Origin of the sequence: Paenibacillus sanguinis 2301083 = DSM 16941, from assembly GCF_000374825.1 — a bacterium.
GTDB lineage: Bacteria > Bacillota > Bacilli > Paenibacillales > Paenibacillaceae > Fontibacillus > Fontibacillus sanguinis.
In genome coordinates, this window is sequence record NZ_KB895380.1 from 248,811 (window position 1) to 273,354 (window position 24,544).

At 47.8% G+C, this 24,544-nt stretch carries 23 protein-coding genes and 1 other RNA gene; 15 read left to right on the top strand and 9 right to left on the bottom strand.

Annotation, left to right across the window (positions count from 1 at the left end; genetic code table 11):
- Positions 1-43: 43 nt before the first annotated feature.
- On the bottom strand, positions 44-1,510 hold the full coding sequence (locus tag C557_RS0110425) for an FAD-dependent oxidoreductase (protein WP_018751811.1): 1,467 nt from the start codon (positions 1,508-1,510) through the stop codon (positions 44-46).
- A gap of 121 nt (positions 1,511-1,631) precedes the next feature.
- On the opposite strand from C557_RS0110425, the gene C557_RS24945 reads away from it, so the two are divergent.
- The gene (locus C557_RS24945; protein WP_154656204.1) at positions 1,632-1,775 is read left to right on the top strand and encodes a hypothetical protein; all 144 of its coding nucleotides are present in this window, start codon (positions 1,632-1,634) and stop codon (positions 1,773-1,775) included.
- A 26-nt stretch (positions 1,776-1,801) separates the two neighbouring features.
- Here C557_RS24945 and C557_RS0110430 read toward each other — a convergent pair whose 3' ends face one another.
- Positions 1,802-1,996, bottom strand: a complete 195-nt coding sequence (locus tag C557_RS0110430; RefSeq protein ID WP_018751812.1) for a hypothetical protein — start codon at positions 1,994-1,996, stop codon at positions 1,802-1,804.
- A gap of 189 nt (positions 1,997-2,185) precedes the next feature.
- Here C557_RS0110430 and C557_RS0110435 point away from each other — a divergent pair, with 189 nt between their 5' ends.
- The 4 genes from C557_RS0110435 (at position 2,186) to C557_RS0110450 (ending at position 4,901) form a co-directional block, all read left to right on the top strand.
- The gene (locus C557_RS0110435) at positions 2,186-2,629 is read left to right on the top strand and encodes a DEAD/DEAH box helicase (RefSeq protein WP_083930115.1); all 444 of its coding nucleotides are present in this window, start codon (positions 2,186-2,188) and stop codon (positions 2,627-2,629) included.
- Positions 2,630-2,909: 280 nt separating this feature from the next.
- Entirely contained in the window at positions 2,910-3,359 is a 450-nt protein-coding gene (locus tag C557_RS0110440) for a hypothetical protein (protein WP_018751814.1), read from the top strand.
- Entirely contained in the window at positions 3,349-3,882 is a 534-nt protein-coding gene (locus C557_RS0110445; RefSeq protein ID WP_240472946.1) for a sigma-70 RNA polymerase sigma factor region 4 domain-containing protein, read from the top strand. Before C557_RS0110440 ends, C557_RS0110445 begins: the two co-directional genes overlap by 11 nt.
- 191 nt (positions 3,883-4,073) lie before the next feature.
- Positions 4,074-4,901, top strand: a complete 828-nt coding sequence (locus C557_RS0110450) for a serine/threonine protein kinase (protein WP_018751816.1) — start codon at positions 4,074-4,076, stop codon at positions 4,899-4,901.
- A 405-nt stretch (positions 4,902-5,306) separates the two neighbouring features.
- Here C557_RS0110450 and C557_RS0110455 read toward each other — a convergent pair whose 3' ends face one another.
- A complete protein-coding gene (locus C557_RS0110455; RefSeq protein ID WP_018751817.1) occupies positions 5,307-7,724 on the bottom strand; it encodes a polyprenyl synthetase family protein in 2,418 nt (805 codons plus the stop codon).
- Between the two features lie 354 nt (positions 7,725-8,078).
- Positions 8,079-8,594: a DJ-1/PfpI family protein gene (locus tag C557_RS0110460; protein ID WP_018751818.1), complete on the bottom strand. Its 516-nt coding sequence runs from the start codon at positions 8,592-8,594 to the stop codon at positions 8,079-8,081.
- Positions 8,595-9,270: 676 nt separating this feature from the next.
- Between C557_RS0110460 and C557_RS0110470 the strand changes: the two genes are divergently transcribed.
- Complete coding sequence (locus C557_RS0110470) at positions 9,271-9,777, top strand: hypothetical protein (RefSeq protein WP_018751820.1); 507 nt, start codon at positions 9,271-9,273, stop codon at positions 9,775-9,777.
- Between the two features lie 518 nt (positions 9,778-10,295).
- Here C557_RS0110470 and C557_RS0110475 read toward each other — a convergent pair.
- Positions 10,296-11,030 carry a uracil-DNA glycosylase gene (locus tag C557_RS0110475; protein WP_018751821.1) on the bottom strand — a complete coding sequence of 245 codons (735 nt, stop codon included), beginning with the start codon at positions 11,028-11,030 and terminating at the stop codon, positions 10,296-10,298.
- Positions 11,031-11,246: 216 nt separating this feature from the next.
- Positions 11,247-11,612: a transfer-messenger RNA gene (gene ssrA / locus C557_RS24465) on the bottom strand.
- A gap of 355 nt (positions 11,613-11,967) precedes the next feature.
- Between ssrA and C557_RS23340 the strand changes: the two genes are divergently transcribed.
- The gene (locus C557_RS23340; RefSeq protein WP_018751822.1) at positions 11,968-12,981 is read left to right on the top strand and encodes a DUF2167 domain-containing protein; all 1,014 of its coding nucleotides are present in this window, start codon (positions 11,968-11,970) and stop codon (positions 12,979-12,981) included.
- Positions 12,982-13,114: 133 nt separating this feature from the next.
- Here C557_RS23340 and smpB read toward each other — a convergent pair whose 3' ends face one another.
- Complete coding sequence (smpB, locus tag C557_RS0110485; RefSeq protein WP_018751823.1) at positions 13,115-13,594, bottom strand: SsrA-binding protein SmpB; 480 nt, start codon at positions 13,592-13,594, stop codon at positions 13,115-13,117.
- A gap of 307 nt (positions 13,595-13,901) precedes the next feature.
- Here smpB and C557_RS0110490 point away from each other — a divergent pair, with 307 nt between their 5' ends.
- On the top strand, positions 13,902-14,579 hold the full coding sequence (locus C557_RS0110490; RefSeq protein WP_018751824.1) for a DUF421 domain-containing protein: 678 nt from the start codon (positions 13,902-13,904) through the stop codon (positions 14,577-14,579).
- 39 nt (positions 14,580-14,618) lie between these two features.
- Here C557_RS0110490 and C557_RS23345 read toward each other — a convergent pair whose 3' ends face one another.
- Positions 14,619-15,815 carry an MFS transporter gene (locus C557_RS23345; RefSeq protein WP_018751825.1) on the bottom strand — a complete coding sequence of 399 codons (1,197 nt, stop codon included), beginning with the start codon at positions 15,813-15,815 and terminating at the stop codon, positions 14,619-14,621.
- Positions 15,816-16,115: 300 nt separating this feature from the next.
- On the opposite strand from C557_RS23345, the gene C557_RS0110500 reads away from it, so the two are divergent.
- The 3 genes from C557_RS0110500 to C557_RS0110510 all read left to right on the top strand — a co-directional run bounded on the left by C557_RS0110500 (position 16,116) and on the right by C557_RS0110510 (position 18,933).
- Positions 16,116-16,793: a FadR/GntR family transcriptional regulator gene (locus tag C557_RS0110500; protein WP_018751826.1), complete on the top strand. Its 678-nt coding sequence runs from the start codon at positions 16,116-16,118 to the stop codon at positions 16,791-16,793.
- Positions 16,794-16,869: 76 nt separating this feature from the next.
- Positions 16,870-18,237, top strand: a complete 1,368-nt coding sequence (locus C557_RS0110505; RefSeq protein WP_018751827.1) for a uracil-xanthine permease family protein — start codon at positions 16,870-16,872, stop codon at positions 18,235-18,237.
- 45 nt (positions 18,238-18,282) lie between these two features.
- Entirely contained in the window at positions 18,283-18,933 is a 651-nt protein-coding gene (locus C557_RS0110510; protein WP_018751828.1) for an isochorismatase family protein, read from the top strand.
- 115 nt (positions 18,934-19,048) lie between these two features.
- On the opposite strand, the gene C557_RS0110515 is transcribed toward C557_RS0110510, so the two are convergent.
- Complete coding sequence (locus C557_RS0110515; RefSeq protein WP_018751829.1) at positions 19,049-19,903, bottom strand: MurR/RpiR family transcriptional regulator; 855 nt, start codon at positions 19,901-19,903, stop codon at positions 19,049-19,051.
- Positions 19,904-20,114: 211 nt separating this feature from the next.
- On the opposite strand from C557_RS0110515, the gene C557_RS0110520 reads away from it, so the two are divergent.
- Genes C557_RS0110520 through C557_RS0110535 form a run of 4 tightly spaced genes read left to right on the top strand, consistent with a single transcriptional unit; the run spans position 20,115 to position 24,454 of the window.
- Positions 20,115-21,002, top strand: a complete 888-nt coding sequence (locus tag C557_RS0110520; RefSeq protein WP_018751830.1) for a DUF8171 family membrane protein — start codon at positions 20,115-20,117, stop codon at positions 21,000-21,002.
- Positions 20,995-22,818: an ABC transporter ATP-binding protein gene (locus C557_RS0110525; RefSeq protein WP_018751831.1), complete on the top strand. Its 1,824-nt coding sequence runs from the start codon at positions 20,995-20,997 to the stop codon at positions 22,816-22,818. Before C557_RS0110520 ends, C557_RS0110525 begins: the two co-directional genes overlap by 8 nt.
- On the top strand, positions 22,793-23,614 hold the full coding sequence (locus C557_RS0110530) for an energy-coupling factor transporter transmembrane component T family protein (protein WP_018751832.1): 822 nt from the start codon (positions 22,793-22,795) through the stop codon (positions 23,612-23,614). Before C557_RS0110525 ends, C557_RS0110530 begins: the two co-directional genes overlap by 26 nt.
- Positions 23,615-24,454, top strand: coding sequence for a PHP domain-containing protein (locus tag C557_RS0110535; protein WP_018751833.1), 840 nt, complete (start codon positions 23,615-23,617; stop codon positions 24,452-24,454).
- The last annotated feature ends 90 nt before the right edge of the window (positions 24,455-24,544 follow it).

A 24,544-nucleotide genomic window follows, 5' to 3' on the forward strand; every position in this document is an offset into this window, starting at 1 on the left:
GGTGAAGTCTGCTTACAAGTGTGCGTACAACTGCTGCTGCGCCCTACTTACTCACGACAATCTTGTAATCCTTCTCTAGATACTGATGAATTCGCTTGAAGTCGGCTTGGGTCAGCTCATCCAGGCGTCTGCCCTGTTTCAGCTCCCGACCCAGAATGATGCCGATTGTCTGACCCGCAAGAGCCGTCGTGGGCATGATTCGGGCACTGCCATAGGCCTTGATGGTTGCTCCGACATTCTTGCCTGCGACAAGTACATTGTCATACGATTTCAGCATGAAGGAACGCAGCGGAATCCCGTAGCGATCCGGCTTGCCATATTCGATCCCCTTCGTAACAACCCGTGTCGCCTGCAGGTCAACGGCATATCCACCGATCGTGACATTATCCCAGAACATCCGGCTCGACATCAGGTCATGGTAATCCAGCACGTATTTTGTCTCATATCGGTTGTAATCGCGAATGTATAAATATTCTGGAAGCTCGCCCAATTTCGCTTTGGCAAACCCAGGAATGTTCTTCTGCAAGAATGCAAGGATATACGGCGCTTCCTTCTTCGCCTTGCTTACCGCGTTCTCTACCGATTTCGGATTAGAAGGATCGACATCATACACGAGCAGGGCATTGATCACAACATCGCCGTCCTTCTGATACGTTGCATTGAGTCCCCGCAGCATAAACAGCTTGTCCTTCGGCTTGTATTTGTAAGTAATGTTGCTGAAGCCTGCGGCAAAATTCCAGTCCACATAGGTGTTAGCACCGTATTTCTTACGGACATTGGTCAACGGGTAATCCTCCAGCACCGCTTGATGCAGCTTGCCCCAATTCACATTTTTAAAATTCATCATATATGTAGCAGCCATATAATCAGGCTTCTGCCCGGCATATATGCTTTCCATCCCCGGGATGCGTTTCTCTCCAAGCTTACTGCTAAGCGCGTTGAAGTCCGTATTCTCCACCCAGTAATCCGCCTCAACCGTAAACTGGCCGCCGAGTCTGTTCTTGTAGGTCAGTGACTTCATCGTCTTATCGCTGCCAACTCCCTGAGTCTTCACCGACTCAATGGTGATCCCGCTTTTCAGCGGAATGCCCTGAAGCAGCTTCTGATAAAACCGCTTAAATGAAGCCAGCTTGCGAACATCCCCTGCTTTATAATTGGCATACAGCGGCTTCAACGCCCCTTGAACCAGACTACGCCCCTTATTATCATTAGGCTCGTCCAGCACGATCATCTGACCCTGAATCAGCTCCCCGCCCGGCTTGCTGCGCGGGTCAAGAATCAGCACATCCAGCCCCTGATCGCGGGCGGACTTGGTCAGCAGCACCCCCTGAAGCTCACTGCCGATAACCACCACATCATAATGAAGAACCCCACCACTGGAGGTTTTGGCCGAAGCAGCCTCCTTTGCCGCAGTCCCCCCCTTTGCTGCCAAAGAAATACCCGGTACCTGCACAAACAGCACCATCACCAGCAGCAACGCCATGTACCTTGAAAGCTTCTTCATGCCCATCAACGTCTGTTCCACTCCCTATGTGTAATTAGTTCAACTGTATTATCGGTAGAAAAGGGGGAAATTAACAGGGGTGTTTGTGTGGAAAAAGGCGGCCGCCTAGAAGGGGGGGGCCACCGGGATGGCTATAGACATCACTCAACATACACCTCAACTGCCATCCTTGCCCACAGCTGAAATACCATCAAATTTTTTAGCAGGCGACTATGATAAAATAATCGAACTATCCGTAGCTGATAGAGCTGTTTATGTATCGGGCACCTAACAGCCTTCTTTTTACTTACAACCTGTTCAATCCATTTGTCTACAATTGGCATGGTAAGATACAGACAAGGCCGGAATCGACTCATATCCCGGCTCGTAATTATGTTGCAAAGCATTATCGTCGCTGGAAATCACCTGACCATCCTGGGCAAATATAATCTGACCATATGTCATCTTGTTCTCATAGATAAACTTGCCTTCCCAGTTCCCTTTGAACTCCATCCACCCTCACACGGTGCTTTCATGTCCGACCCATATATTGGAAATCCATCATATCATCAACGATTGATCTGATCCAGTTCATCCAAGAAAGCCGGGCGATTAGCGTAACGCTGTCTCAAGCTGCTCATGATTTGCTCTACTGGTTGAAGAAAATGTAGCGAAGAGCGCAACACTCTGATTTTTGATGATTTGCTTACCTGCCTGGATGAAGGCCGCTCTCCATTGCTACTGGTTGAAAGAATTGCTCATGCTGAATATTTTGCAGAAAGACTACAGCCTTTTGCCAAAAATGTAATTGTGTTAAAGGGTAGAATGGGCAAGAAGCAGCGTGAGGCTCTACGCGCTAAAATTGCTGCTATTCCGGATGATCAGGAGCGAGTAGTGATTGCTACCGGCAAGTTGATTGGCGAAGGTTTCGATGATGCTAGACTCGACACCCTTTTTCTGGTTCATCCTATCTCTTGGTCGGGCACTTTACAGCAATATGCTGGCCGCCTGCATCGCAGTCACGCAAATAAAGAAGAGGTGCAAATTTATGACTATGTTGACCTTCAGGTCCCTATATTGATGGCTATGTTCAAGAAAAGAGCGAAGGGCTATAGGAAAATGGGATATACGGGAGCGGAATTGTGATGCGGTGACTATGAACCCAAAAAAACTACCTCAACAGAAGGCTCTGTTAATGGTAGTTTTTTCGCATACAAAAAATATAAACATTTTTTCAATCCACAGATATATTTATCTGACAGTTACTACTTAAGGATATTATAAGTGGCTCATAATAACAATATATCGAAATTAGAAATTCAATGTATATATTTTATTAATGCAATACACTGATAATTGTCACAGCAGAAATATATAGAGGCAAAGTATATTGGGCTTAGCAACTAAATCGAATGGAGATGAAGTCATGATCAATTATATCAATGAAAAACAAGGACCTGAATTTGATGAAAGTCAATTTGATTGGTTTTTACCTGGACCTCCAAAACCTGTTCTTCTGCTGAATGTTTCTAAGGAAAGGGGAATTTATTTAAATAGTAAGCTCTGTGAATGTGTTCCTAAGCGAATCACTATAGCAATAAAGAAGGATGGAGTAGAAATTCTATTGAAAGAGATGCCTGAGAAAGGATTCCAGGTCCTTAAAAACGGAAAAATTAAGGCTTCTGAGCTATTGGAAATAATCAGAAGACGGGGAGTATCACTGCCAGCTAGTTATACTGTTGAAGAGAAGGAGAATCTGTGGTTTGCTAAATTAATTCCTACTATAACACCACTCCCCTCCAGAAAGACCCCTAATAAACCAAGAAAAAATGGATTGCAAGACATGATTTCAAAGAAGGATCAGAATGATGGCTAAAATTACCGAGGCCGATGTAGTGAATCATTATTTTCCTGTAATTGTTCAAGAATGCAGAAACTCTTATAAAGGTATAGAACATGAGGATCGAATTGCCGAAGGTGTTTTAGCACTTATTCACGCCATCCGTACTTATAGTACGAAATACGGAGGATTTGAAAAGTATTTTATAATGCAATTTAAAATAATTATGGGCCGAAAGAACAAAGAAGCATGGGCGATGAAAAAAGCTGAATCTCATTTCTCGTTAGATGCTTCATCTCATTATAATGAATCTGGCCCAGGATTAGATTTTTTTAAATCTTTTTCAGATGATGCAACTATTGTTGATGCAACTATTGTTGATGTGAACTATTTCATTGAAGGTTTGCCCTCAACAGAAAAGCAGATACTATTGCTGTTGTTAAATGGAGGAGAACTAGATGAAATTTCTAATGAATTGAGGATTCCCGTTCAGCAGATTCAGTCTTTAATAACACAACTCCAAAAAAAAGCAACCGAGTATTGGACTAGAGATGAATGAAGGAGGTGATTTACAATTACTTGGTTTATTCAAATTTTTTCAGAACAAGGTTGTATTTTCTAATCACCCAAAAGCAGTACCTACCATCAATGAGAATCACTAGTTACTTCAACCCTACATCGCACGAGCCCAATGCAACATGCTATCATAGTATTTAACAACCATTATTTACAGGGCGAGGTGAGGCTGACATGTTTGAATTTTGGAGGCGATTCTACCACGCATGGCTGGATTATCCTCTACAACAAGGGAGCTTCATCGGTCGTGGGAGATTTAAGGTACAATCGCAAATTGGTGTGGGCAGCTACGGTATTACTTATCGTTGTGTAGATGAAATTACACAGCAGGTGGTTGCGGTCAAACAGGCCAAGCCAAGCAAGAAAAGCGTGGGACAAGCTATGCTGGCATGGGAACGTGAAGTGCTTTCCAAAATGGATCACCTCTTCATCCCGGGTGTGCTTGATTATTTTCAAGAGAATCGTTCGTGGTGGTTAGTCACTGATTATGTCGAGGGTAGTACCGTAGAGGATTTAATTTTCCGTGACGGCTATGTGTTCAGCCAACAAGAAGTAGTCGAATGGACCCTCCAGCTGTTAAATCGAGTACAGCATGTTCATGCCAAGGGATTTGTTCATCTGGACCTGCGCATTCCTAATATCATCATTAAAGAGGGCGAGCTTTACCTCATTGATTTTGGACTTGCCCAAGCCTTAAACGATCTGCCCTCGGCAAACCATACTTCTATAGAAAAAACAGGCCCTGACAGCTCAAAGCCGCTAAAGCCTGCTACGATTCAATCCGATCTGTTCGATATCGGGCACTTTATGTTGTTCATGCTATATTCCCAATACACTCCTGAAGATGATCGTAAGGAGATGAGTTGGTCGCAGGAGCTCAACCTATCTCCCTCCCTGCAACAGGTGCTTCACAGATTGCTGGAGGAACAAGAGCCTTACCGTTGCTCCGACGATTTGATTGAAGATTTGAAGGATATGCTGGCCGGCTCAGAGCTCGGCTAAACTAAACCTTAGCTCTTAGCTAGAGCTGCCACGCCGATTTTTGTAGTATTTATGCCCCCGTGGATCTCTGCTATAACGGCGGTCTGAGGAAGAGTGACTGTAGATGGGTCTTCTGTCACTGCTGGAATAATGTCTTGGCATCCGGCGTCCTCTGTGATCAGATGAGCTATAGTGATATTGACGTCTCCCCCTGCCTCTGTGACTGCTGGAGTAACCGTGGCCCCGACCCGTTTCAGCAAGGGTGTGCTTGATTTTTGCGATTAATTTTCTGAACATAATTAGTATCCTCCTTTTGGATCGGTGATTGATAGATGGTTTGTACGTCCCTATTCCAAGAATATCAGCTATGCAAGCTTTCAATTCCTTGCAAGCTGATCATGGTGCACAACAAAAAGACTGGAGCCATCAACGGTCTCGATGAACTATATAACCCAAAATATGCTTTAAATAAACCGTACTTATATGGAATTGCTGCAGGGCTTCCATCGCCTCACAATAATGCTCCCACATTTCCCGCTCAGCCTGAGCTTCGCCCAAAATCGATACGAAGGTGGAGCTGTTATTGCGCCGATCCTGGCCGACGGGCTTACCAAGCTCTCTCTCGCTACTCTGAGCATCCAACAGATCGTCTTTAATCTGAAAGGCAATACCGGCGTGATAAGCAAAGCGCTTGATTTTTTTCAGCTCTTCCTCCGTCGCCTTCGCTAAAATGGCCGGCATGACAAGCGAAGCTTCAAATGCAACCCCTGTCTTGAGAAAGCATAATTGGCGAAGCTGTTCCACAGTAAGCAGCTGTCCTCGCGATTTGAGGTCCATCCCCTGTCCGATACACATTTCCTCGGCTTTTTCGGCAGAATATCTCATCAATGATAGTACGGTGCTAGGGTCAAACTTTGTGAGCATGGCCTGCTCCTGCACCCCTTTTTGAATTAATAACAACGCACTTAGCTCCGCTGTCGCACTGTTATATTCCTCATGCAGCGTCATTCGACCTCGGCGTGTTGCCGCATTGTCCTGTGAAGGCAGATCATCAAAAATCAAGGATGCAGTATGCATATATTCCAGGGATTTCAGCAGCGGCATCATAGATTCCTCCGACAGCCCATACGCCTTAACCCCCATCACCCAAGCAAGCATCGGCCGCAGTCGTTTGCCATCTCCTGCAAGACTATAGTTAGCTGCTGCTACCAGAGAGGTGGAGCCGCCGTTTGCCTTCTCTGTGCTGGCTTTAGCCAGAGGCAGCTCTTGGTTAAGTCTTTCCCTAACCTCGCTAGATAGACGCCAGAATTCTTCCTGCTGCACCCGATCAGAATTTATAGAGTTCAACAGTTCGTCTCTTAGAAGCTTATCGAAAAAATCTACATCTGATGCCGTTCGTACCAATCGCTGCAGCATGACATTGAACCTGGAGATCCGCTTGGTCAATAAGCCCATAATCTCCTGATACTTTTGAGCTCCAAGCCGAACACGCGCCCGCCTTAATCCGTTAATGACACGGTCCAGAATGACTTCCCTCGTCTTGAAATCAGACTGGTACACATGATGGATCAGATGGAAAATAACGGCTAAATACATCTCAAAGGGATTTACGATATCGTTCCTTTGCTGATGATGCTTCAAAAAATAGGTGTAGGGAGTAACCGCGCCATTTTTCAGGTCATCAAACATATCCGCAAAATCGTCGGCAAGCTGATTGTATATCCCGTAATAAAACGTTCGGTCATCAAAACCTTCATCCAAGGGGGCGCTAAGCACCGATCTTGCAATTAACCGCGAGCTGGCTGATTTCAAGATTACTGTGAGATACAATTGTTCATTGGTATAATCCGGATTACCCAGTTTTTTTCTGCGATCCCGATCCTGAGCTTCAAAAAATACATACGATTGCTCAAAGAAAATGTGCCGGGTGCTTGGGGACTGGTGCTTTTGAATATACAAGAAGGCCTCACTGAGCTCAGCATGAATGTAGGTCATAAGCTCCACTTGCTGACCGCTCCATTCTTCCAGATCCGATACCGTTCCCGTCAAAAGCGCACTGCGAATAATATTGGAGTACCGCTCTTTTTCCTCCTCCGTAATCAAGGTTGAATCAAGAATATCATCAATAAACGGGTAGGTCAGCCCATAATAATAACCCAGACGAATCGCATGATCGAGCCTGCAGCTCCGCTCTGCCCTTGGCAATTCCTCCTCCAAATCATCCAGTTCATCCATGACATGCAGCAACACACCGGCGATAATTTTAATCAACTTTCGTTGAGCCTGGGCTGGATTAAGCTCCTCCGGCAGCCGCGCATGGACCGTCTTTAGCTTGTGGCTCAGCCAGATAACCGTATCCTCGGTGCCTTCCTTCTGTCCCCAGCGATACCAGCCGCTCAAACTGACATAAGAAAGCTCAGCATCCTGCGAAGTCTCCAACGAACGAATCAATTGCTGCTTCACTTCGGCCACAGCACTACTGATCCGGACGCCCACCTTTGGATCAGCAAGCGTTTTGCCAAGATCACGCATATAAATGTAAGATAAACTGCGGTCTAAATAGACATCTAACTTTCCTTGTTTATTCAAATGATGGATATACTGCTTGTAGTGAAGGGAATCGCCTGGACTGCTTTTCTTGTGAAGATAAGGTAACCAGCGTGACATGAAAGGTACATGGCTTTTTTTCCAAACGGAAAAGTCTTCAGTCAGCCCAACCTCATAGCTCTTGTCCATGACATGATCATACAGCCTGCGAAAATAATCGGCTGCCTTTGACTCAGCCGCTTGGTAGGCCAATTCTGGCTGGTTCAAAAAATGATTTCCTTTTGCTTCCTGAAGCATGTTTTTGACACCCTTCTTGTTAGATACGCTATTATACGGACTTATCCGGATTAGGTTGCATCAAGCCCCGACGCCCACAAGACTCAAATCATTCCCTCTATATCTTCATTATGAACCCCTGTGATTAAAGATATAATATAATGCCGCTACATTCAGACTCTGAATGTTTGAGGACTATAAATGAAGGGTTAAGGATTTAATTCTGTCCATTGTAAAACCCTCTCCATGGACAAAAAAGGCCAACCCGTAATATTTGGTTGACCTAAAGTACAAAGAGACTGTCCCGAAGCCGCATAATGTGACCGAAGAATACCCTCTCTAGCAAGTACATTATTTATTGAAGCACCTAATAGCTTAGCCTTTAAAATTTCTAAAGAAATCAATCGTTTCCAGCAAATCATCTTCATCGGCGTAAATATTAAAAGCCTTTCCTATCTCTATAGAAAAATCAACATATCCATTAGGCTTGGCTGTAATTATATGTTTATCCACTCTTACCAGGTCAGTATTCCCCACATTCCCAACATGTTGTCGATCCGCCAAGATCCCAGCATGCTCTAACAAATTCACGGCTGAACAAATCGCCGCAATACACTTCTGCTTGGCATCCAGATTCTGAAGGAAAGAGATCAATTGAGGATTGGATTGCAAATCCGTGTGATCCCCTCCGGGAATTATAAATAAGCTTACTTCGTCACTATTGATTTGGCTCAGCTCAACTTTAGGGACAACATCAAAATCCTCATACGACCTAACAGGATTAGCATTTAAACCGACGGTAATGATTTCCCCCTGAGTTTTCATAAGATACGTTGCTAACATGATTTCAAAGCTTACAAATCCATCATATATGAATACATGTGTGTTCATTCGCTTACCTGCTTTCCTTATTTCTTCATAGCCAACGCACTGCCGGACATATTCCCAGACTCATCACAGTCAGCAGAGCTAAATTAATTCAATGAATCGCAGACCATTCATATTGTCACTCCTTTGATACTCACAATATTGATCTCAATTATATAAGATTTAGGTTACAGCTGGCTGCTTCATTTACCAGATTGAATGAAAACAATATATCGTCAATTCATCGGAATAAACTCGATTTAAGTAGGATACTGTCTCCTCTTCGCCTGTGACGAATCGAATAAGACAAGCAGTCTTGCCTGAGGGGAAAGCGTTTACGGGGAGTTCCTAGGTGACATCAAAACTTCTACATAGAGAGGTACCGCCACGTACATCATCAAAGATATTTTGTATTCGACATCAGAGAAGCCCAAAGCCCTAGAGCCGAAGCGGTTTATCCACCCCTTCGAGTACAAGCAAGCAAAAATGGACACCGAATGGTATCCGTCACTGGTGCTACATATGGAGGCGAGGGGATGGATTCCGCTAAGTACTGAAATTAATTGCCCTGTTAATTCTACGATTGGTGGGGCTTTTCAAAATCCCAAGCGCTTGGGATTTATGATGGCGATTCTTATAGAAAGATTTTCCTAGTTCTGATAGACTTGTTTCTGTAAACTATTATATTTGGGGGATAATTATGAAAAAAAGAATGTTAATATCGGCTGTCATTTTAACTGCTGCCCTATTAGGGGGATGTTCTGCAAATAACGAACCATCAAGCGCAGCTGGTAGTCAGGTCTCTTCTGAATCAAATTCGACTAAAGTTGAGAAGGAAAAGAAATTAACTCCGGATGAATCTCTGGCGCTGTCTTATGTCAATGACTTCTTGAATGGGAACAAGGAAAGTAAAGAGAAATTTGTGGAAGAACACGTTCATCCTGAAGTAAAGGCCATTTTCCAGTTAGTTTCATCTGCTGAAACAACAGATGAAAATAAACTACAAAATCCTGTTGCGGCTGAGTCTGTTCCGTTTGAAGAAGAGGGGAAATCGGGATCATTGGTACTCATACAGTCAGATACTAAAGAATTGATACTTCTTGTTGTAGATGGGAAAGTGGCTTTTGGATATAGCCCTTCAGAAGTCGCTGAAAACCAAAATAACTTTGACCAAATTAGATCTAAATTTAAAACAGCAACCAAGTAATAATTTTTCAAAAAAATCCCGTCAACCTTAAAGGTCAGCGGGATTTTTTATCTATAGGTTATATCCACCGGCCGTCATCCAGAGATTATTGGCCAGATTGTGGAAATGAGTCTTGCCGACCTGTAAATTTAGCTGTCCCTACTTACGTATATGAGCTTGTTGGGCGCTCGGTGCTGCGGTGATAGATGGCAGAGCAACGGCCTTCTTGATGCTGTCAATGTTGCACAATTGTTGGCATACATTGAAGTGCGAGCAGCGTTCATTCGGCAATCTGAGAGACAGCTGGAATCTACTCGATACCTCGAATCAAAAGCAGATTATTCAATCCCTCTTTCGTAAAATCACCATAAAAAAATCAGACGCTTGGCATATCGTCGATATGCTCATCGTCTGATTTTCCCTACTATTTTCAGTACTTAAATGGAGGCGAACCGTGGCTGTTCAAAACCACAATTCGCCGTCACGTACTGCTGAGGTTGTTTGGAGGGGTAACTTAGGAATCCAATATACTGTAGTTGTTACCCAAGCAATTCCAATAACATATTGAATTGGTTCCGAAACCGACTAACCTGTCGAGAGGGATGTATCAAATGACCTGCTGTTTCAACCTCTAGGTGAAAGCAAGCTTCTCGAGCATGGTTTCCAACGGTTACCACCTTAATTCCAGGGAATAAACTAAGCACTTCGTTTAAAATGGTTTTTCCCCATTCCTTTTCAGCCCGATTTGGAGCTCTGTTTTCCAATTTCTCTTCAATGATTTTATATGGATGGAGTGGAAATACATTCCAAAGGACAGGCGGTTTAGGCATTAAAGCAATGCATTCCCAAATAAAGCCCGCCGATCGTTCATAAGTATTATCGCTTACTTCAAACTGAACCGTATTAAAATGACGTTCAACAAGACCGGTCTTAATCAGACGTTCGGACGTAAAGGGTATGCCTGTATGAAAACAACCTTTGATACCTGGGGCCTCACCAATAAACATAACCGTAGGCTTAACCCAAAATAGTTCATTTAAATATTTCATTAAATTACGCTGTTTATGTTCTGAATCTGCATAAAAGTTATTAACATTAGGAAGTCCCTGCTTTAGAATCAGCTGATTTATTATGTTGCGGACTTTCTCTTGAAACTGCCCTTCCTCAGTTACCTCAGGATGTAGCCACGAATCGTCCCCGTCCGATGAGTGTCCTTCTCCCTTTTGAATGACGCGTTTAACCGTAGGCCTTAATATGATTGGTTTGTTTTCCACCGAACCACCTCCATAAATTGATTATGGATAAACTATCTAAATATGTAAACCCGCAAAATGAGAATTATTCCCACACCGATCTTAGTATACTCTTTTGAAATTAGCCTTTTTCACTACTTTACGTAAGAAATATTGGATTCAGCACGTCGAGCTTATCTTAAAGCTGCATCTCCCTGAAACGCAAAATCCACAACCGGATTGGGTTGTGGATTTAACATATGGAGGCGAGGGGAGTCGAACCCCTGTCCGAAGGCAACGCCACATAGGCCTCTACGGGTGTAGTTGTAGTTTTGATGTCACCTGAGGGGACCCCCTACAACAAGGTTCTCTTCAGGTCAGCCTGATTGTCTTCTTCAGCACACCCCAGGCGGAGATGTGGCAGCGTATCCCACTATAGGTTAGCCCCTACATCCGGCACATGGGCGATGCAGGAGAGGAGCACGCTCACAGGTTATTAAGCTGCGAAAGCGTAGTTGTTTTGTTGTTTGCCATTTAATTGGCTTTAGCGTTGATAAAGCGGACGCGTCCCCACTACCCGCAACCCACGCTCGATCTACCCCCGTCGAATCCAAAAACGCCCCCGAATTTGGAATGGACGGCTGAGCACGGAATGCTAACCATCGTCTTGATTAGAAACATGCTTAGTATAACACATTTTCAGTCCCCAATACCTTGTGGGTTGCTGGAAAATCTGATAGACCAAGGAACTTTATTGTACCAAATTCCACATTCCAAAATCAAGCCAACTATCCTTGGGCAGATGTATCACTGTTTCTTCTCCATTTCGGCCCTCCGACAAGGTGCTGACCACATTTTTAAATAAAGTCAGCACACGCCCACTCTGAATCTAAAGTCTTATAATGTCCTCTCCCCCTCAATTTTCTGCAAATAAATTCCGATGATAAAAAAGATAGGAAATTGACAGTGGAGGGAAGTTATGAAGAGAAATAACGTTTATAGCAAGCTCGGCATGCTGCTCATGTCGCTCTTGCTGATCATCGGCACCTTGGCTTTACCAGCCAGCGTTAATGCTGAACAAGCCGATCCCCAATTGGATTGGGTAGAGGGGCACAGTCAGGAGGTTTTATTGGGAGATATCGCTAAGCTCACGCTGCCAGAGAACTATTTCTTTCTGGACGCAGACAATACCATCGCGATGCTAGAGGCCATTAAGGAAATCCCTACGCAGTCCGAGATTGGTTACATCGAGCCCGCGGCCGAAGATCAAAATTGGGTCGTATACTTTGAATACGAGGAGTCCGGACATATCTCCGATGAGGACAAAGCCGACATCGACGCTGATGATCTGTTGAAAAGCTACAGGACCGGGCAAAAGGAGGCGAACAAGCAGCTTCCTGAAGATCGCCAATTAAGCATCGAGGGGTGGTTTGCACCTCCACACTATGACGAGAGCCTGCGCAGTCTGACCTGGGCCCTGCTGCTCAAGGATTCTCAAGGAGAACCCTTCATTAACTACAATTCACGCATTCTCACTCGTTTAGGATACATATCCGTAATTCTCGTGTCCGATGAAGATCATCTGGATGCTGACCGCAAAGTTCTTGAAGCGGAAATTCTACCGTCGTTGACCCCTGTATCAGGTCAAGCCTATACAGACTATGACCCGTCCATCGACAAATCCTCCTCTACCGGATTATCGGGGTTGATCCTGGGCGGTGCCGGGCTGGTCGTTGCCAAGAAGGCCGGATTAATCTCTATTCTGTTGGTAGTCATCAAGAAGTTTTGGTTCTTTATCATTATTCCGTTTGCTTGGTTATTTAGAAAGCTCCGGGGTAAAAACAAAAATAACGATCAAGCTCCCGAGACCTTCTCCCCAGATGCTACAGCTTCTACCCAAGCTCAAAACGTAAGCTCAACGCCGGAGGAAGATCGATTCAAATCCAAGTTTGATATTGAGAAGGAACGCAAGGAACCACCAACCTCAATGTAAACCAATAGCCACAAGTACAACAAATAAACCTCAGTTTGAACAACAAAGGATGGGAACATCATTGTCGTTCAAACTGAGGTTTTCTTTTATCATTCGGTATTGCTTTTCCAAAAAGTATGGTCGCCGAGGCAACCTACCTGGCCACCTTTTGCTTCTCACGCAAAGCACGCTGGATGTCGCGCTGGGCATCTCGCTTCGCCGCGGTGTCTCGCTTGTCATATTGCTTTTTCCCTTTGCCCAAGCCGAGCAGCAGCTTCGCGTACCCGTTACGAATGTAAATCTTCAGCGGGACGATGGAATAGCCATCTTGCTTGGACAAACCAAGCAGCTTGCTAATCTGCACCTTATGCATCAACAGCTTGCGCGTCCGCGTCGGGTCCGCAGGGTTGCTGCGATTTCCCTGTTCAAACGGGCTAATATGCATGTTATGAATATGAATTTCGCCGTTGCGAATGGTCGCAAACGCATCCCCAATGTTCACCCGGGCATTCCGAATCGACTTAATCTCCGTACCGGTCAGCACCATGCCCGCTTCATAGGTATCCTCGATGAAATAATCATGGGAAGCTTTTTTATTCTGTGCGAGCACCTTGCCATCATTTTTTTTACCCATGTCCATCCTCCTTCTGAAGCTGCATCAGGCAGTTGATCAGACATTTATTGTAACAATTCAAAGCTGCAAAAGCAAGGTCAGAACACTAGGCTAAAACACCTGCGAACTGCCCCACATCAACCAATAGCAGCTTATCACAGCGTCTTGTGTCGGGTCATCCTCATGCCCAGTAGGCCTCCATAAATGCGGATAAATTTGTCGTTTTCAATGAACAATAAGAACAGGCCTTCGTCAGGAAAATCTCATTCCAACTATCTGCCCGTCATACTATCTGAGATCCATTACGAACGAGAAAGGAGCCCTACGCTTGGAACTTCTGCCTACGCTTGGCTTGATAGCAGTTCGCATCATCACGATCTACCCGTTCCTGTTGGCCATTACTTTATTTATGGGCCGCAAATCGATCGGGGAAATGCCCGTGTTCGACTTTCTGATCGTGCTGACACTAGGCTCTGTAGTCGGAGCTGACATTGCCGAGACCGACGTGAAGCATCTTGGGATCATGTTTGCGGTGCTCATGATTGGCCTGCTGCAAAAGCTATTTGCGCACGGTACGATCCGATTCCGCCGATTCGGCAAGCTTATTACCTTTGAACCCCTGGTCGTTGTGCATCAAGGCAAAATCGTACATACCAATCTGAAAAAAGCTCAATATTCTGTAGACAGCCTGCTGCAGATGCTGAGAGAAAACCAGGTGTTTGACCTCAGTACAGTAGAACTTGCCGTCCTGGAGGGCAGCGGCAAGCTGAGCGTGATGGAACAGCCGGCCCAGCCGTTGTCTTATCCGCTGATTAAGGAAGGTCAGCTCAACACCCCCCTGCTAAACAGGCTTGGCCTTCAAGAGCAATGGGTTCAGGAGCAACTCCGGCGCCGCAAGCTGCAAATATCAGATATCTTTCTGGCTACCATTGACGAGCAAAAGATGCTACACATTACCCTGACGCAAGAACCGGACTTGGAGCAATTACCTCCGATATTTCATTAGATGACTTCAAAGGGAGTTGTCCATCTCAATTCTTTCAGCTTACTCCGACACTCGTACCCACAGTGAACACGCAAAGGCCGCCAATAAAATACCGGCAAAGACAAGGAGCGGCAGCGCAGTCTGCCCGTTTCCCAGCAACGATGCGGCTAAAATCGGGCCCACGCTGGCCCCGGCAAACAACACAAAGGTATAGACCGAGGTCGCCACACCCCGATTCTCGTTGCCAAGTTCCCCGATCAGGGAAATTAGGGCTGGCACCACCACGGCAATTCCCGCTACAAACACTACGCTCATGGCCACATACAGCACCAGCTGCTGTACTAAGGACATGACAACCAACGCCGCCAGCGAACCGCCTAATCCGACGCGAAGCACCTTAAGCTTGCCCCATTTTCGGCACATTCCGCCCGCATAGAAGGACAACACCATCCCAATCATTCCAAGAGAACGAATACCCAAGATATCCATCTCTCCAAGTTGATACGGAGCCTGGCTCAGAAGTGACCCCAGCACACTATACATCCCTACAAAGCAAAGCAAAATGGTCAAAGTAATCCCATAGCACAGCAGCAGGTCCCGCCGCAATAGCACCACATACCAGCGTGGAGTTTCTACCTTATCCTCTCGCCGTCTCAAGCCCGGCTGTATAGGAGAAGACGGCAACCATAATGCCAGAAGCATCAGCACCAGCAGATATAACACTGCCAAGCCTTTGAATACCCAAGGCCAGCCGATCAACGAAGCCAATGAGCTTGCCCATACCTGTCCAAAGATCCCGGCCATGAGAAATCCCGAGCTGATGAAGCCAATTGCCGTCACTCTTTGCTCAGGGGGAAAGGTCTCTCCCGCATAAGTCAAAGCCACAGGCGAAAATGTGGCTGCCGCTGCCCCCTGTAAGGCTCTAAGCAATACCAGGAGCTCGAAGCTTGTTGCATAACCGACACAAGCTGTAGCGACGGTCAATACGGCCAGCCCTATAACCATAGTACGTTTGCGCCCTACTCTACTGGATAAGGGCCCATAGACCAGGCAGCCTGTAGCGAAGCACAAAGAAAAAGCACTTCCCGACAAGGCTGCCTGGCCTGCACCAATATGGAATTGATCAACAAATACCGGAAGCAGCGGAACCGTTACATAGAGGGAAGATAAAATAAACAAGGCTGCTCCAAACAGTAAAAGTCGAATCATTAAATAATTTGTGTGCACCCACGGCAGGCTGCTTAGTCTAGTTTCCATCCTGTCTCCTGTCCTCACAATATGACTTGCAGTTCCTGCAAGTCTCTTGCAACATCGTATTATCTTTCACCTTACTCGTATAACCTTACTCTCATAACATCAGTCATCTGATGTTTCCTCGCCATTTAGAATACGCCCATTTTAAAGCTTATGTCAAGTTTTGATGTCAGTTTATCTTACACAAAATAAAAAAATAGCTTGATTTTTTACAAATAGCCCCCTATACTGTGAAACATCATATGAAAAACGAGCAGAAAAATCGAAAAAAGTAATAAAACCTGACATGAAAGGAGGCTGATGATGGCATACCCAGAGTTTAAAGCCATTCCACGCCGCAAACTGGTTGATGAAGTGCTGGATCAAATGCAACGTCTCATACAGTCTGGTCATTACAAAAGCGGGGACAAGCTGCCCCCGGAACCGGAGCTCATGAAGCTGCTGGCCGTAGGAAGATCAACCATTCGGGAAGCTGTAAAGGTATTGACCCATGCCGGTCTGCTGGAAGTGCGTCAAGGCGATGGAACCTATATCCGCTCAGTATCCTCCAACCTCAAAGGTGTAAGCCAGACGATTACTCCAAAGAACTATACGCAGGTCATGGAAGCTCGCCGCATTTTAGAAATTGAGCTGGCCGGGTTGGCTGCTGTGCGAAGAACTACTTCTGATCTTACCCTTATGCGATCCGCTTTGGATCAAAGACAAGAAGCTTTGGAGAAAGGCCACTACACTGAATATGTGGAGGCTGATATCTTTTTTCATATCACGGTGGCAGAGGCTGGGAAGAACGAAATTTTGCTCGAAATGTACAAGGTTGTAGTGGAAAGCTTGAAGGAAATGCTAAGTCAACTCCTTCTGGATACCCGGCAGTATGAAGACAATACGGCTTATCACGAAGCCTTGTACAACTCTATCGTGAACCAGAACAGTGAAGAAGCCAAGCAAGCCGCCGCACAAAATATTGATGTCGTAAACATCTGATGATCTTGTCTTTCCACAAACATCTGATGATATGTTGAATATTTATCCATTTCTATTTTTTAAAGGGGGACTAACCATGAATCACGAACACGAAGACAACCAAACCCTGCAGGTCGGTATCGAGGAGAAGCTTTCCTTTGGCGCCAACGTTCTTTATGGCTTTCAGCATTTATTAGCCTTAACCGGGATCTTTCTGTTTCCGGTTCTGATCGGTCAAGCACTGGGTCTCGAATTTGAAGTTGTTGGTTATTTGATTCAAGCCTGCTTCCTGACTACGGGATTGGTGACGATCCTGCAATCGGGTAAAATGCTGCGACTCCCGGTGGTTCAAGGCCCTACCGCCGCCTTCTTTGTGGCCATCCTTTCCGCCAGCGCCAGCGTCGGACTGGGCACAGCCTTTGGATCCATGGCTGTAGCAGGTATCATCTTTATGCTGCTGGCCATTCCCATTCGCAGGTTCGGCCTCATCGGCCACATCAATAAATTTATTGCCCCTCCGATCGTTTACGGCACCCTGCTGGTCATCATCGGGGCTCAGCTTGCCGACATCGGCCTCAAGAACTGGTTCGGCAGCGCCAACATCGGCATGAACTTTACTGCCTCCCTCATTACTGTGGTCTGTGTACTCGTCTGCATGATCTTTGGGGGGAACACCATTATCCGCCGCGGCGCCCTTCTTTGGGGAATTATTGCAGGCACGATCTTCTTCTCCATCTTCGGCTCCGTAGATTTCTCAGCCGTTGCCTCCGCGGGATGGTTCCGTCTGCCACAGATTTTTCCATTCGGATTCGGCATCTCCATTCCCGTCGTCATCCTGATGCTGCTGGCATTCCTGCAAGCCTCTGCGGAAGCGGTGGGCATGTATACCCTTCTCACCAAATGGGGCAAGCAAGAGCTGGACAGCTCCCGCGTCAACCGCGGCCTGTTCGGCGAATTTCTCGGCTGTACACTGGGCGCCGTATTTGGTGGGCTCGGAACAACCTCCTATCCTGAAAATATCGGGATCATCCGCGTTTCCGGCATTGGCAGTCGTTATGTTACCATGACCGCGGGTGTGATGTCCGTTATTTTAGGACTCATTCCCAAGGTTGGCTTGTTTATTGCCTCGCTCCCCGGAGCCGTCCTGTCCGCTGCCTCCACCATCCTGTTCGGGATCATTGCCATTAGTGGAATTCAGATGGTGAGTAAAGTCAAATGGGATGAACTGAATCTGGCTGTAGCCGGTTCTTCCTTCATTATCTCCCTTGGCACCATGTATCTACCGGCAGAACTGACCGCGGGACTCCCGCTCGCCATTCAAAGTATTGTGACACAACCCATGCTCGTCGGCGTTGTCATGCTGATTGTGCTGAATACAACCATCAACGTGTGGATTCGTCCTATGCTCGAACGCCGCGAAGCCGCACTGAAGCCACAAGACCCTATGCCAACAGAAGCTGCTTAACCCGGCGACACACCATTAACAACCAATTCAAGGAGAGTGCTACTGATGAGTATTAATAATAAAGTCAAATGGGAAATAGACCCGAAGCGGACAGCCGTCATTGTCGTGGATATGCAAAATGTATTCTGCAAGGAAGGCGAAGCACTATACGTGCCTCGAACTGCAGGCATTATCGAGAACATCCAGGAGCTTAATACCGCCGCCCGGGCTGCCGGCATGCCTGTAATCTACCTGCGCCACATCGTCCGTGGCGACGGCAGTGACACCGGACGCTTCCTCGATATGTATCCGAATGCTAATGAAATTCTCAAGAAAGGTATAAGCGGGGTTGAAATTATTGATGAACTGGCTCCGGAACCGCAGGATATCATTGTAGACAAGCTGTTTTATAGCGGCTTCCACGATACCGATTTGGATACCATTTTGCGGGCCAACGATATCAACACGATCATCATTTGCGGCACGGTAACCAATGTGTGCTGCGAGACTACCGTACGAGATGGAGCGCACCGGGAATACAAGGTCATTTTCCTAAGCGATGCCAATGCCCCGATGGATTACCCGGACATGGGATGGGGGGCCATCTCAGCCGATCAAATTCAACGCACAACCCTCAGTGTGATTGCTTACGAATTTGGCCAAGTAAGCCCAACAAGCGAAATTATTGATGAAATTAAAGCCAAGATGGCACTGTAATCTTCTATACATCTTTACAAATAAACTATGACCAGATGGAGGCCTGCAACAATGTAGGTCTCCATTCGCTGTTAATGCTGGCCTAGCTTTCCCGAGAAGGTTAGCTCACTTCATTTTAAGCCTTCCCCCGCGGGAGCCGATCCGCGTATCTGGCTCGCAGTTCACTCAATACCTCCAGCTTCAACAGCACCTGCTCCTTGCTCAGCAAGCCTATGCTCAAGATCATCTGCTCCACCAGCAACAGCGGGGTCACCATGGAATGGAACTCTCCCATCTCACCCCGGCTGACTAAGAAGGACGCTGCAAGCTCCGTAGCATAGCAGAACTCCTCCCGATCCGTAATCATAACCGAAGGACAGCCCGCCCGCTTGGCGCAATCCAGAATAACCTCACTCTCCGGCAAGAGCCGGGTAAAGCTAAATAGCAGCACCACATCGTCCGCCTGCAAATGAGCCAGCGACTCCAGCAGCTCATGGCCACTTGCCGCCATCATTCGCACCGACATGCCAAATCTGGATAGCCGGTAGAACAACAGATCGCCAAGTGCTACAGAAGGTCCCGGTGCATACACATAAATTCGCCTGGCCCCAGCCATCAGTGAAGCCGCCATTTTCAACTCCTCCGGGTCTGTCTGCTCCGCCGTTTCCCGTAAATGAACACTCGTCTGCTCCAGCATCTTGATTGGCAGACTGGAGGGGTCCAGCCGCGAGATCGTCGTTTCCAGCTTATGGGCCGGTGTGGTATCCATCAAAGAACGGAGCTTATGTCTGAACTCCTTGCCGTTTTCATACCCCGCCGTACGCCAAAATCGGGATACCGTTGCGATACTCGTGCCGATACGGTCTGCCAGCTCCTGCTCTGTCATGAACAACACCTCATCCGGATGCCGCTCGACGAACCCGGCGATCTTTAATTGGCTGGATGAAAACTTCTCCTTATCCGAAAATACCGAACGTTGAATGAAAGTCATGACCTTCAGGTCTCCTTTACGGCCTGTTTCCTGCCTTTTCTAGCAACTCCACTCCATTCTAGCTCGCTTTTGTTATGCAAATTTTATTACATTGTTTTCATTATGTAAAAAATATTACGATGCGTTGACATAAAGGCTCCTCTCCCTTAATACTCCGCTACTAGACTGAAAGCACTACCTCATAAAAAAATATGCCAAGGAGGCTCTTCCCATGAGCAGTAAGACCGTGTACACCCTCACGTCTTCGCAGAAAATGATGATTTTTGTGCTATCCATGTCCCTGTACGGCTTGTCCAACATGTTTACCGAGCTCATCCCCAGCTTCCAACTGGGACCGATTGAACTATCTGTAGAGTACTTCGCCTTTATTCCATTGACACTGTGCATCTTGTTTCATCCCTTGTACGCAGCCATTGGCGCGGCGCTGGGCGAAGTCATCTTCGGCGAGCTGATGCTTGGCCAATTCGGAGGTTTGGGAGAACTGGAGAAATTTTTGACCTTCTCATTTGCCATGTACGTCGCCGGGCGCCTGGTTCGTAATCCGCAGAACCGGATGCAGGTTGGGATCGCCGCTATGACGGGTGTAATTATTCACCAACTGTGCAGCAGCCTGGTCGATATCGGGAAAGTATGGATTGGCGTAGAGGAATTTGAAGCCGTTCCCGGCCTGGCTGAAAGTGTCGTCATCGTCGAAGGCGTCAGCTTCCTGAACGACGTCCTGTTCTCCGGCATTCTGTTCGCCTTGCTCCCGACTCTTTATTTGGTACCGCGGCTATATGGCAAAATCGAACCCTTGCTCGGAATCAAACCACGTGTATCCACTACACGTTACGAAGCAGGCGGCATTATTTCACCCAAGCTGGTAATTACAGGCATCGCGCTTGCACTAGTCGCGTTTGGTGCTGAATCCCTGTCGGAGACCGACTGGAATATCGGGGAATGGGACAGCGGCTTTGCTGATCGCTTTGGCATCGGAGCTATTTGGCTGAGCCTTGGCGTTGCCGCTGTCATCGCGGTTGTTACCCTGCTTGTATTGCGCTCCAGAAAGAGCCGAAATGACCGGTCCGGCAATAAAATCGAGAATTCGCCGTATGCCTGATACTACTATGAAGGCCACACGGTCAGAAGAAGCGCTATACGCCATTGAAGTATCCGATGTGACCTTTACCTATCCCGGCTCTGGACAGCCCGTGCTGGATCACGCTTCTCTGACCATCGAGCACGGTACCTTTACGGCAATCATCGGCGGCAATGGCAGCGGCAAATCAACCTTATGCAAATTGTTCAACGGATTGATTCCGCATTATTATTCCGGAGATTTTGAAGGCGAGGTACGGGTTCAGGGCCTGTCTACCTTGCAAAAAAACGTCGCCGTCCTCTCCAAACACGTAGGTTACGTCTATCAGGATTTTGACAATCAACTGGTGCGCCCTACCGTGCTGGATGAGGCCTGCTTCGCTCCACTGAACTACGGACTGGGCGATTACCGGGAACGGGCGCTACGCGCTCTGGAGCTATGTGGCCTAAGCGACCTGCAGCACCGTTATATCTGGGAGCTTAGCGGTGGCCAGAAGCATCTGCTTGCCCTGGCAGGCGTGCTGTCGCTGGAGCCGGAAATTCTCATCGTCGACGAGCCCGTATCCCAGCTAGACCCCAGCCATGCGCGGCAGGTTTACGAGGTGCTGCGGCAGCTTCACCAGGTTCATGGCAAAACCATCATTGTCATTGAGCATCATACCGAGTTTATCGCTGATTTTTGCCAGGAAGTCTGCTTGCTAGAGCATGGCCGGGTGCTGTGGAAGCGCCCGGTCGCGGCGGCGCTGGGCAGTCTGGCAGACTTGGAACGTCTGGGTATTCAGCCGCCCGAGGTCACCCAAGCCGCAGCACTGCTGGCTACTCAGTCTTGGACCCGACTTCCCATCACGACTGAGGAAGCGATCGGTTATTTTGCCGATCTAATGCAGCCATCGCAAGGCCTGCCAGAGCAATTGCAGCAGCAGGGCCGCCCCATCCTAATCCCGACCGCCAGGGAGCAGGCACGAGCTGACAACAACCCCAATACCGTTATTCAATTTACGGGGGCCAGCTTGAAATACCGCACGATTCGCAAAGCCGAACAAAACGTGCTGCACGATATTCATCTCCATATCCATGAGGGAGAACGTATCGCACTGGTCGGCAACAACGGGGCGGGCAAATCCTCGCTGATGAAGCTGATCGCCGGAATCGCCAAGCCCTCGAAGGGAGTGGTAACCGTGCTGGAGCAAGAGACCGGCAAGGTATCGATGGAACAGCTTTCTCGCGATGTCGCATTCGTCTTCCAGAACCCGGAGGATATGTTTATCGAGGACAGTGTGCATAAGGAAATTTCCTATTGTCTCAAAAGACGGGGGTATTCCGAAGCAGACGAGATTCTTCAGCGCATGCTGCAGAGCTTCCGGCTGGAGGACTTGCAGCAGCGGGATGCCCGTCTGCTTAGCGGCGGCCAACAGCGCCGGGTATCTCTGGCGATTGGAGCAGCGATCAGGCCTGCCATCATGCTGTTGGATGAGCCGACAGCCAACCTGGATATGGCTACGCGCGAGGAACTGCTCAGCACGCTGGAAGAGCTGGGACATCACGTCCGCACCGTTATGATTGCTACCCATGATATGCAGCTTGTGCATCGCTGGGCCACGCGCGTTATCGTGATGCATCAAGGCCGCATCCTTGCTGATGGAACAGCGGAAGAGGTCTTTGCCTCGCCGCATCTGGTACAGCAGGCGGGACTCGCTCTCACGCAAAGCATGCAGCTTTCCTTGGCCCTTGGCCTTCGTCCGGCCTGCGGCTCCCCGGCAGAGCTGGCTCAGCAGCTAAGCTATAAACTTGCAGGAAAGGAGTCCCACTCGGATGGAGCTTGTGCGCAACTGGTTTAACAAAATATCGCTCGACCGTATCCAGCTGGAGCTGATGAACACTGCCTACGGCAGCGGCCACGCCTCCTTGTCCCGCTTGGACCCACGGGGCATATTGATGTGGTATCTGTTCTTCGCCATCGTACCGTGGTTCATTAGCAGCTACCTCATCCTGGGCGGCATGTGTCTCTTTATGATCGCTACCACTTGGCTTTCCCGGGTATCTCCGTTCATCATTCTCGTGTTATGCCTGGGCCTGATTGGACAGGTCGGCTGGCTGTTCATAATCTCATTATTTTTTGGTGGAGATATCTCGTCGGCTCTGCCTCTATTAAAGCTGACCATGAAGCTGTCTGTCGTCTCATTAGCCAGCATCACTGTCTTCTCTGGCATGGACCCGGAGAAGATTAGCGACGGCCTGCTTGCCCTAGGCGTTCCGGCAGCCTTCTCGTTCAGCTTATCCTACGGCTATCGCATTCTGCCGGTGTTGTTCGAGGAGTTCCGCAACGTGCTGCTATCTTACCGCTTGCGGGGCCAGGCACCCGAACGCCATGGCATACTCTACTGGCGGCTGGGGGTGCACTACCTCAAGCTGCTCGTCTATGCCTTCTTCCCATTAATGCTGGCCACAGCCAAGCGATCACGTACCACGGTGGAAGCACTTGAGACACGCGGCTTCTCCTACGGCATGCGCAATCCTGCCGCCAAGAAGCTCAAGCTGGCCCATCTCAAATGGCAACGTCATGATTTTGCGTTCCTGGGCGGCAGCGCCCTGTATATTGCAGTTCTATTTTGGCTCAACCAAGGAGTGTTTTAGATGAAAATTGACTTGCATACCCATGCCAAGTTATCCAAGGCCACCGATTTTTCCCCGGCCTATTACGAAGAAATGATTGCCGAAGCCATCGCGAACGGACTGGATGCCCTCGCTTTGACCGAGCATTTCAATACACGCCGGTTTTATGACGTTTATGATCATCTCGACCGCCTCTACCCCTTCAACGGGGAATACTATCAGGCTGGCAAGCTGCGCATCTTCCCGGGCATGGAGGTCGACATCCACGAAAACGGGCATATCTTGATCATCGGACGCAAGGAGCATGTTCTCAGCGTACGAGAAGCTTTGGAAGACTACACGAAAAAAGGCAACTTCATTCCCTTCGACGATTTAATGACCTTGGCTGAGCGCTATCCGCTGCTGAAGATCGGAGCTCATCCCTTCCGCAAGTCCACACCCCTTCATCATCTGAGCCGGGAACAGTTGGAGCGGCTGGACGCCTTTGATCTGAATGCCAAGGATATGTATGAATATGGCAATGAGGTCAACCAAGCCAACGTAGAGCAGCTTGCTGCCGAGCTAGGCAAGCCAGTTACAGCTGGCAGCGATACCCATCAATGTCTGCAATACGGCAGCATATATAACGAGCTGGCTCATGCCTGTGAGACCGTAGCCGAGTTGAAGCAAGCCATTCTTAGCCGCCTTCATACGGTTCATGTATCCGATAGCCTGACGCTTCGTGTCAAAGCCTCCGTTATGCTGAAGAAGCTGCTCAAGCGGCTGGTTAAGCTGGAAGGCCCTGCTGCTCAGACCACTACTTCTGGCTCCATCCCGGGTTCTTCTCCCGGAGCCTCCGCTGCTTCGGCCGCATCACAGTGATACTCATGATCGTCTCTCCGACGAGGCAAACATGCTTTACAGGCCATGCAACTGCTATCACGGTAAGCAAAAAAAACAGCAAGTGTCCGG

Bases quoted from the DNA above. Each gene is read 5' to 3' on its own strand.
- C557_RS0110505 (WP_018751827.1), top strand. From the start codon at position 16,870: ATGAATCACGAACACGAAGACAACCAAACCCTGCAGGTCGGTATCGAG.
- C557_RS0110460 (WP_018751818.1), bottom strand. From the start codon at position 8,594: ATGAACACACATGTATTCATATATGATGGATTTGTAAGCTTTGAAATC.
- C557_RS0110530 (WP_018751832.1), top strand. From the start codon at position 22,793: ATGGAGCTTGTGCGCAACTGGTTTAACAAAATATCGCTCGACCGTATC.
- C557_RS0110430 (WP_018751812.1), bottom strand. From the start codon at position 1,996: ATGGAGTTCAAAGGGAACTGGGAAGGCAAGTTTATCTATGAGAACAAG.
- C557_RS0110525 (WP_018751831.1), top strand. From the start codon at position 20,995: ATGCCTGATACTACTATGAAGGCCACACGGTCAGAAGAAGCGCTATAC.
- smpB (WP_018751823.1), bottom strand. From the start codon at position 13,594: ATGGGTAAAAAAAATGATGGCAAGGTGCTCGCACAGAATAAAAAAGCT.
- C557_RS23345 (WP_018751825.1), bottom strand. From the start codon at position 15,815: ATGGAAACTAGACTAAGCAGCCTGCCGTGGGTGCACACAAATTATTTA.
- C557_RS0110445 (WP_240472946.1), top strand. From the start codon at position 3,349: ATGATGGCTAAAATTACCGAGGCCGATGTAGTGAATCATTATTTTCCT.
- C557_RS0110455 (WP_018751817.1), bottom strand. From the start codon at position 7,724: ATGCTTCAGGAAGCAAAAGGAAATCATTTTTTGAACCAGCCAGAATTG.
- C557_RS0110450 (WP_018751816.1), top strand. From the start codon at position 4,074: ATGTTTGAATTTTGGAGGCGATTCTACCACGCATGGCTGGATTATCCT.
- C557_RS0110520 (WP_018751830.1), top strand. From the start codon at position 20,115: ATGAGCAGTAAGACCGTGTACACCCTCACGTCTTCGCAGAAAATGATG.
- C557_RS23340 (WP_018751822.1), top strand. From the start codon at position 11,968: ATGAAGAGAAATAACGTTTATAGCAAGCTCGGCATGCTGCTCATGTCG.
- C557_RS0110515 (WP_018751829.1), bottom strand. From the start codon at position 19,903: ATGACTTTCATTCAACGTTCGGTATTTTCGGATAAGGAGAAGTTTTCA.
- C557_RS24945 (WP_154656204.1), top strand. From the start codon at position 1,632: ATGGCTATAGACATCACTCAACATACACCTCAACTGCCATCCTTGCCC.
- C557_RS0110535 (WP_018751833.1), top strand. From the start codon at position 23,615: ATGAAAATTGACTTGCATACCCATGCCAAGTTATCCAAGGCCACCGAT.
- C557_RS0110470 (WP_018751820.1), top strand. From the start codon at position 9,271: ATGAAAAAAAGAATGTTAATATCGGCTGTCATTTTAACTGCTGCCCTA.
- C557_RS0110510 (WP_018751828.1), top strand. From the start codon at position 18,283: ATGAGTATTAATAATAAAGTCAAATGGGAAATAGACCCGAAGCGGACA.
- C557_RS0110425 (WP_018751811.1), bottom strand. From the start codon at position 1,510: ATGGGCATGAAGAAGCTTTCAAGGTACATGGCGTTGCTGCTGGTGATG.
- C557_RS0110500 (WP_018751826.1), top strand. From the start codon at position 16,116: ATGGCATACCCAGAGTTTAAAGCCATTCCACGCCGCAAACTGGTTGAT.
- C557_RS0110440 (WP_018751814.1), top strand. From the start codon at position 2,910: ATGATCAATTATATCAATGAAAAACAAGGACCTGAATTTGATGAAAGT.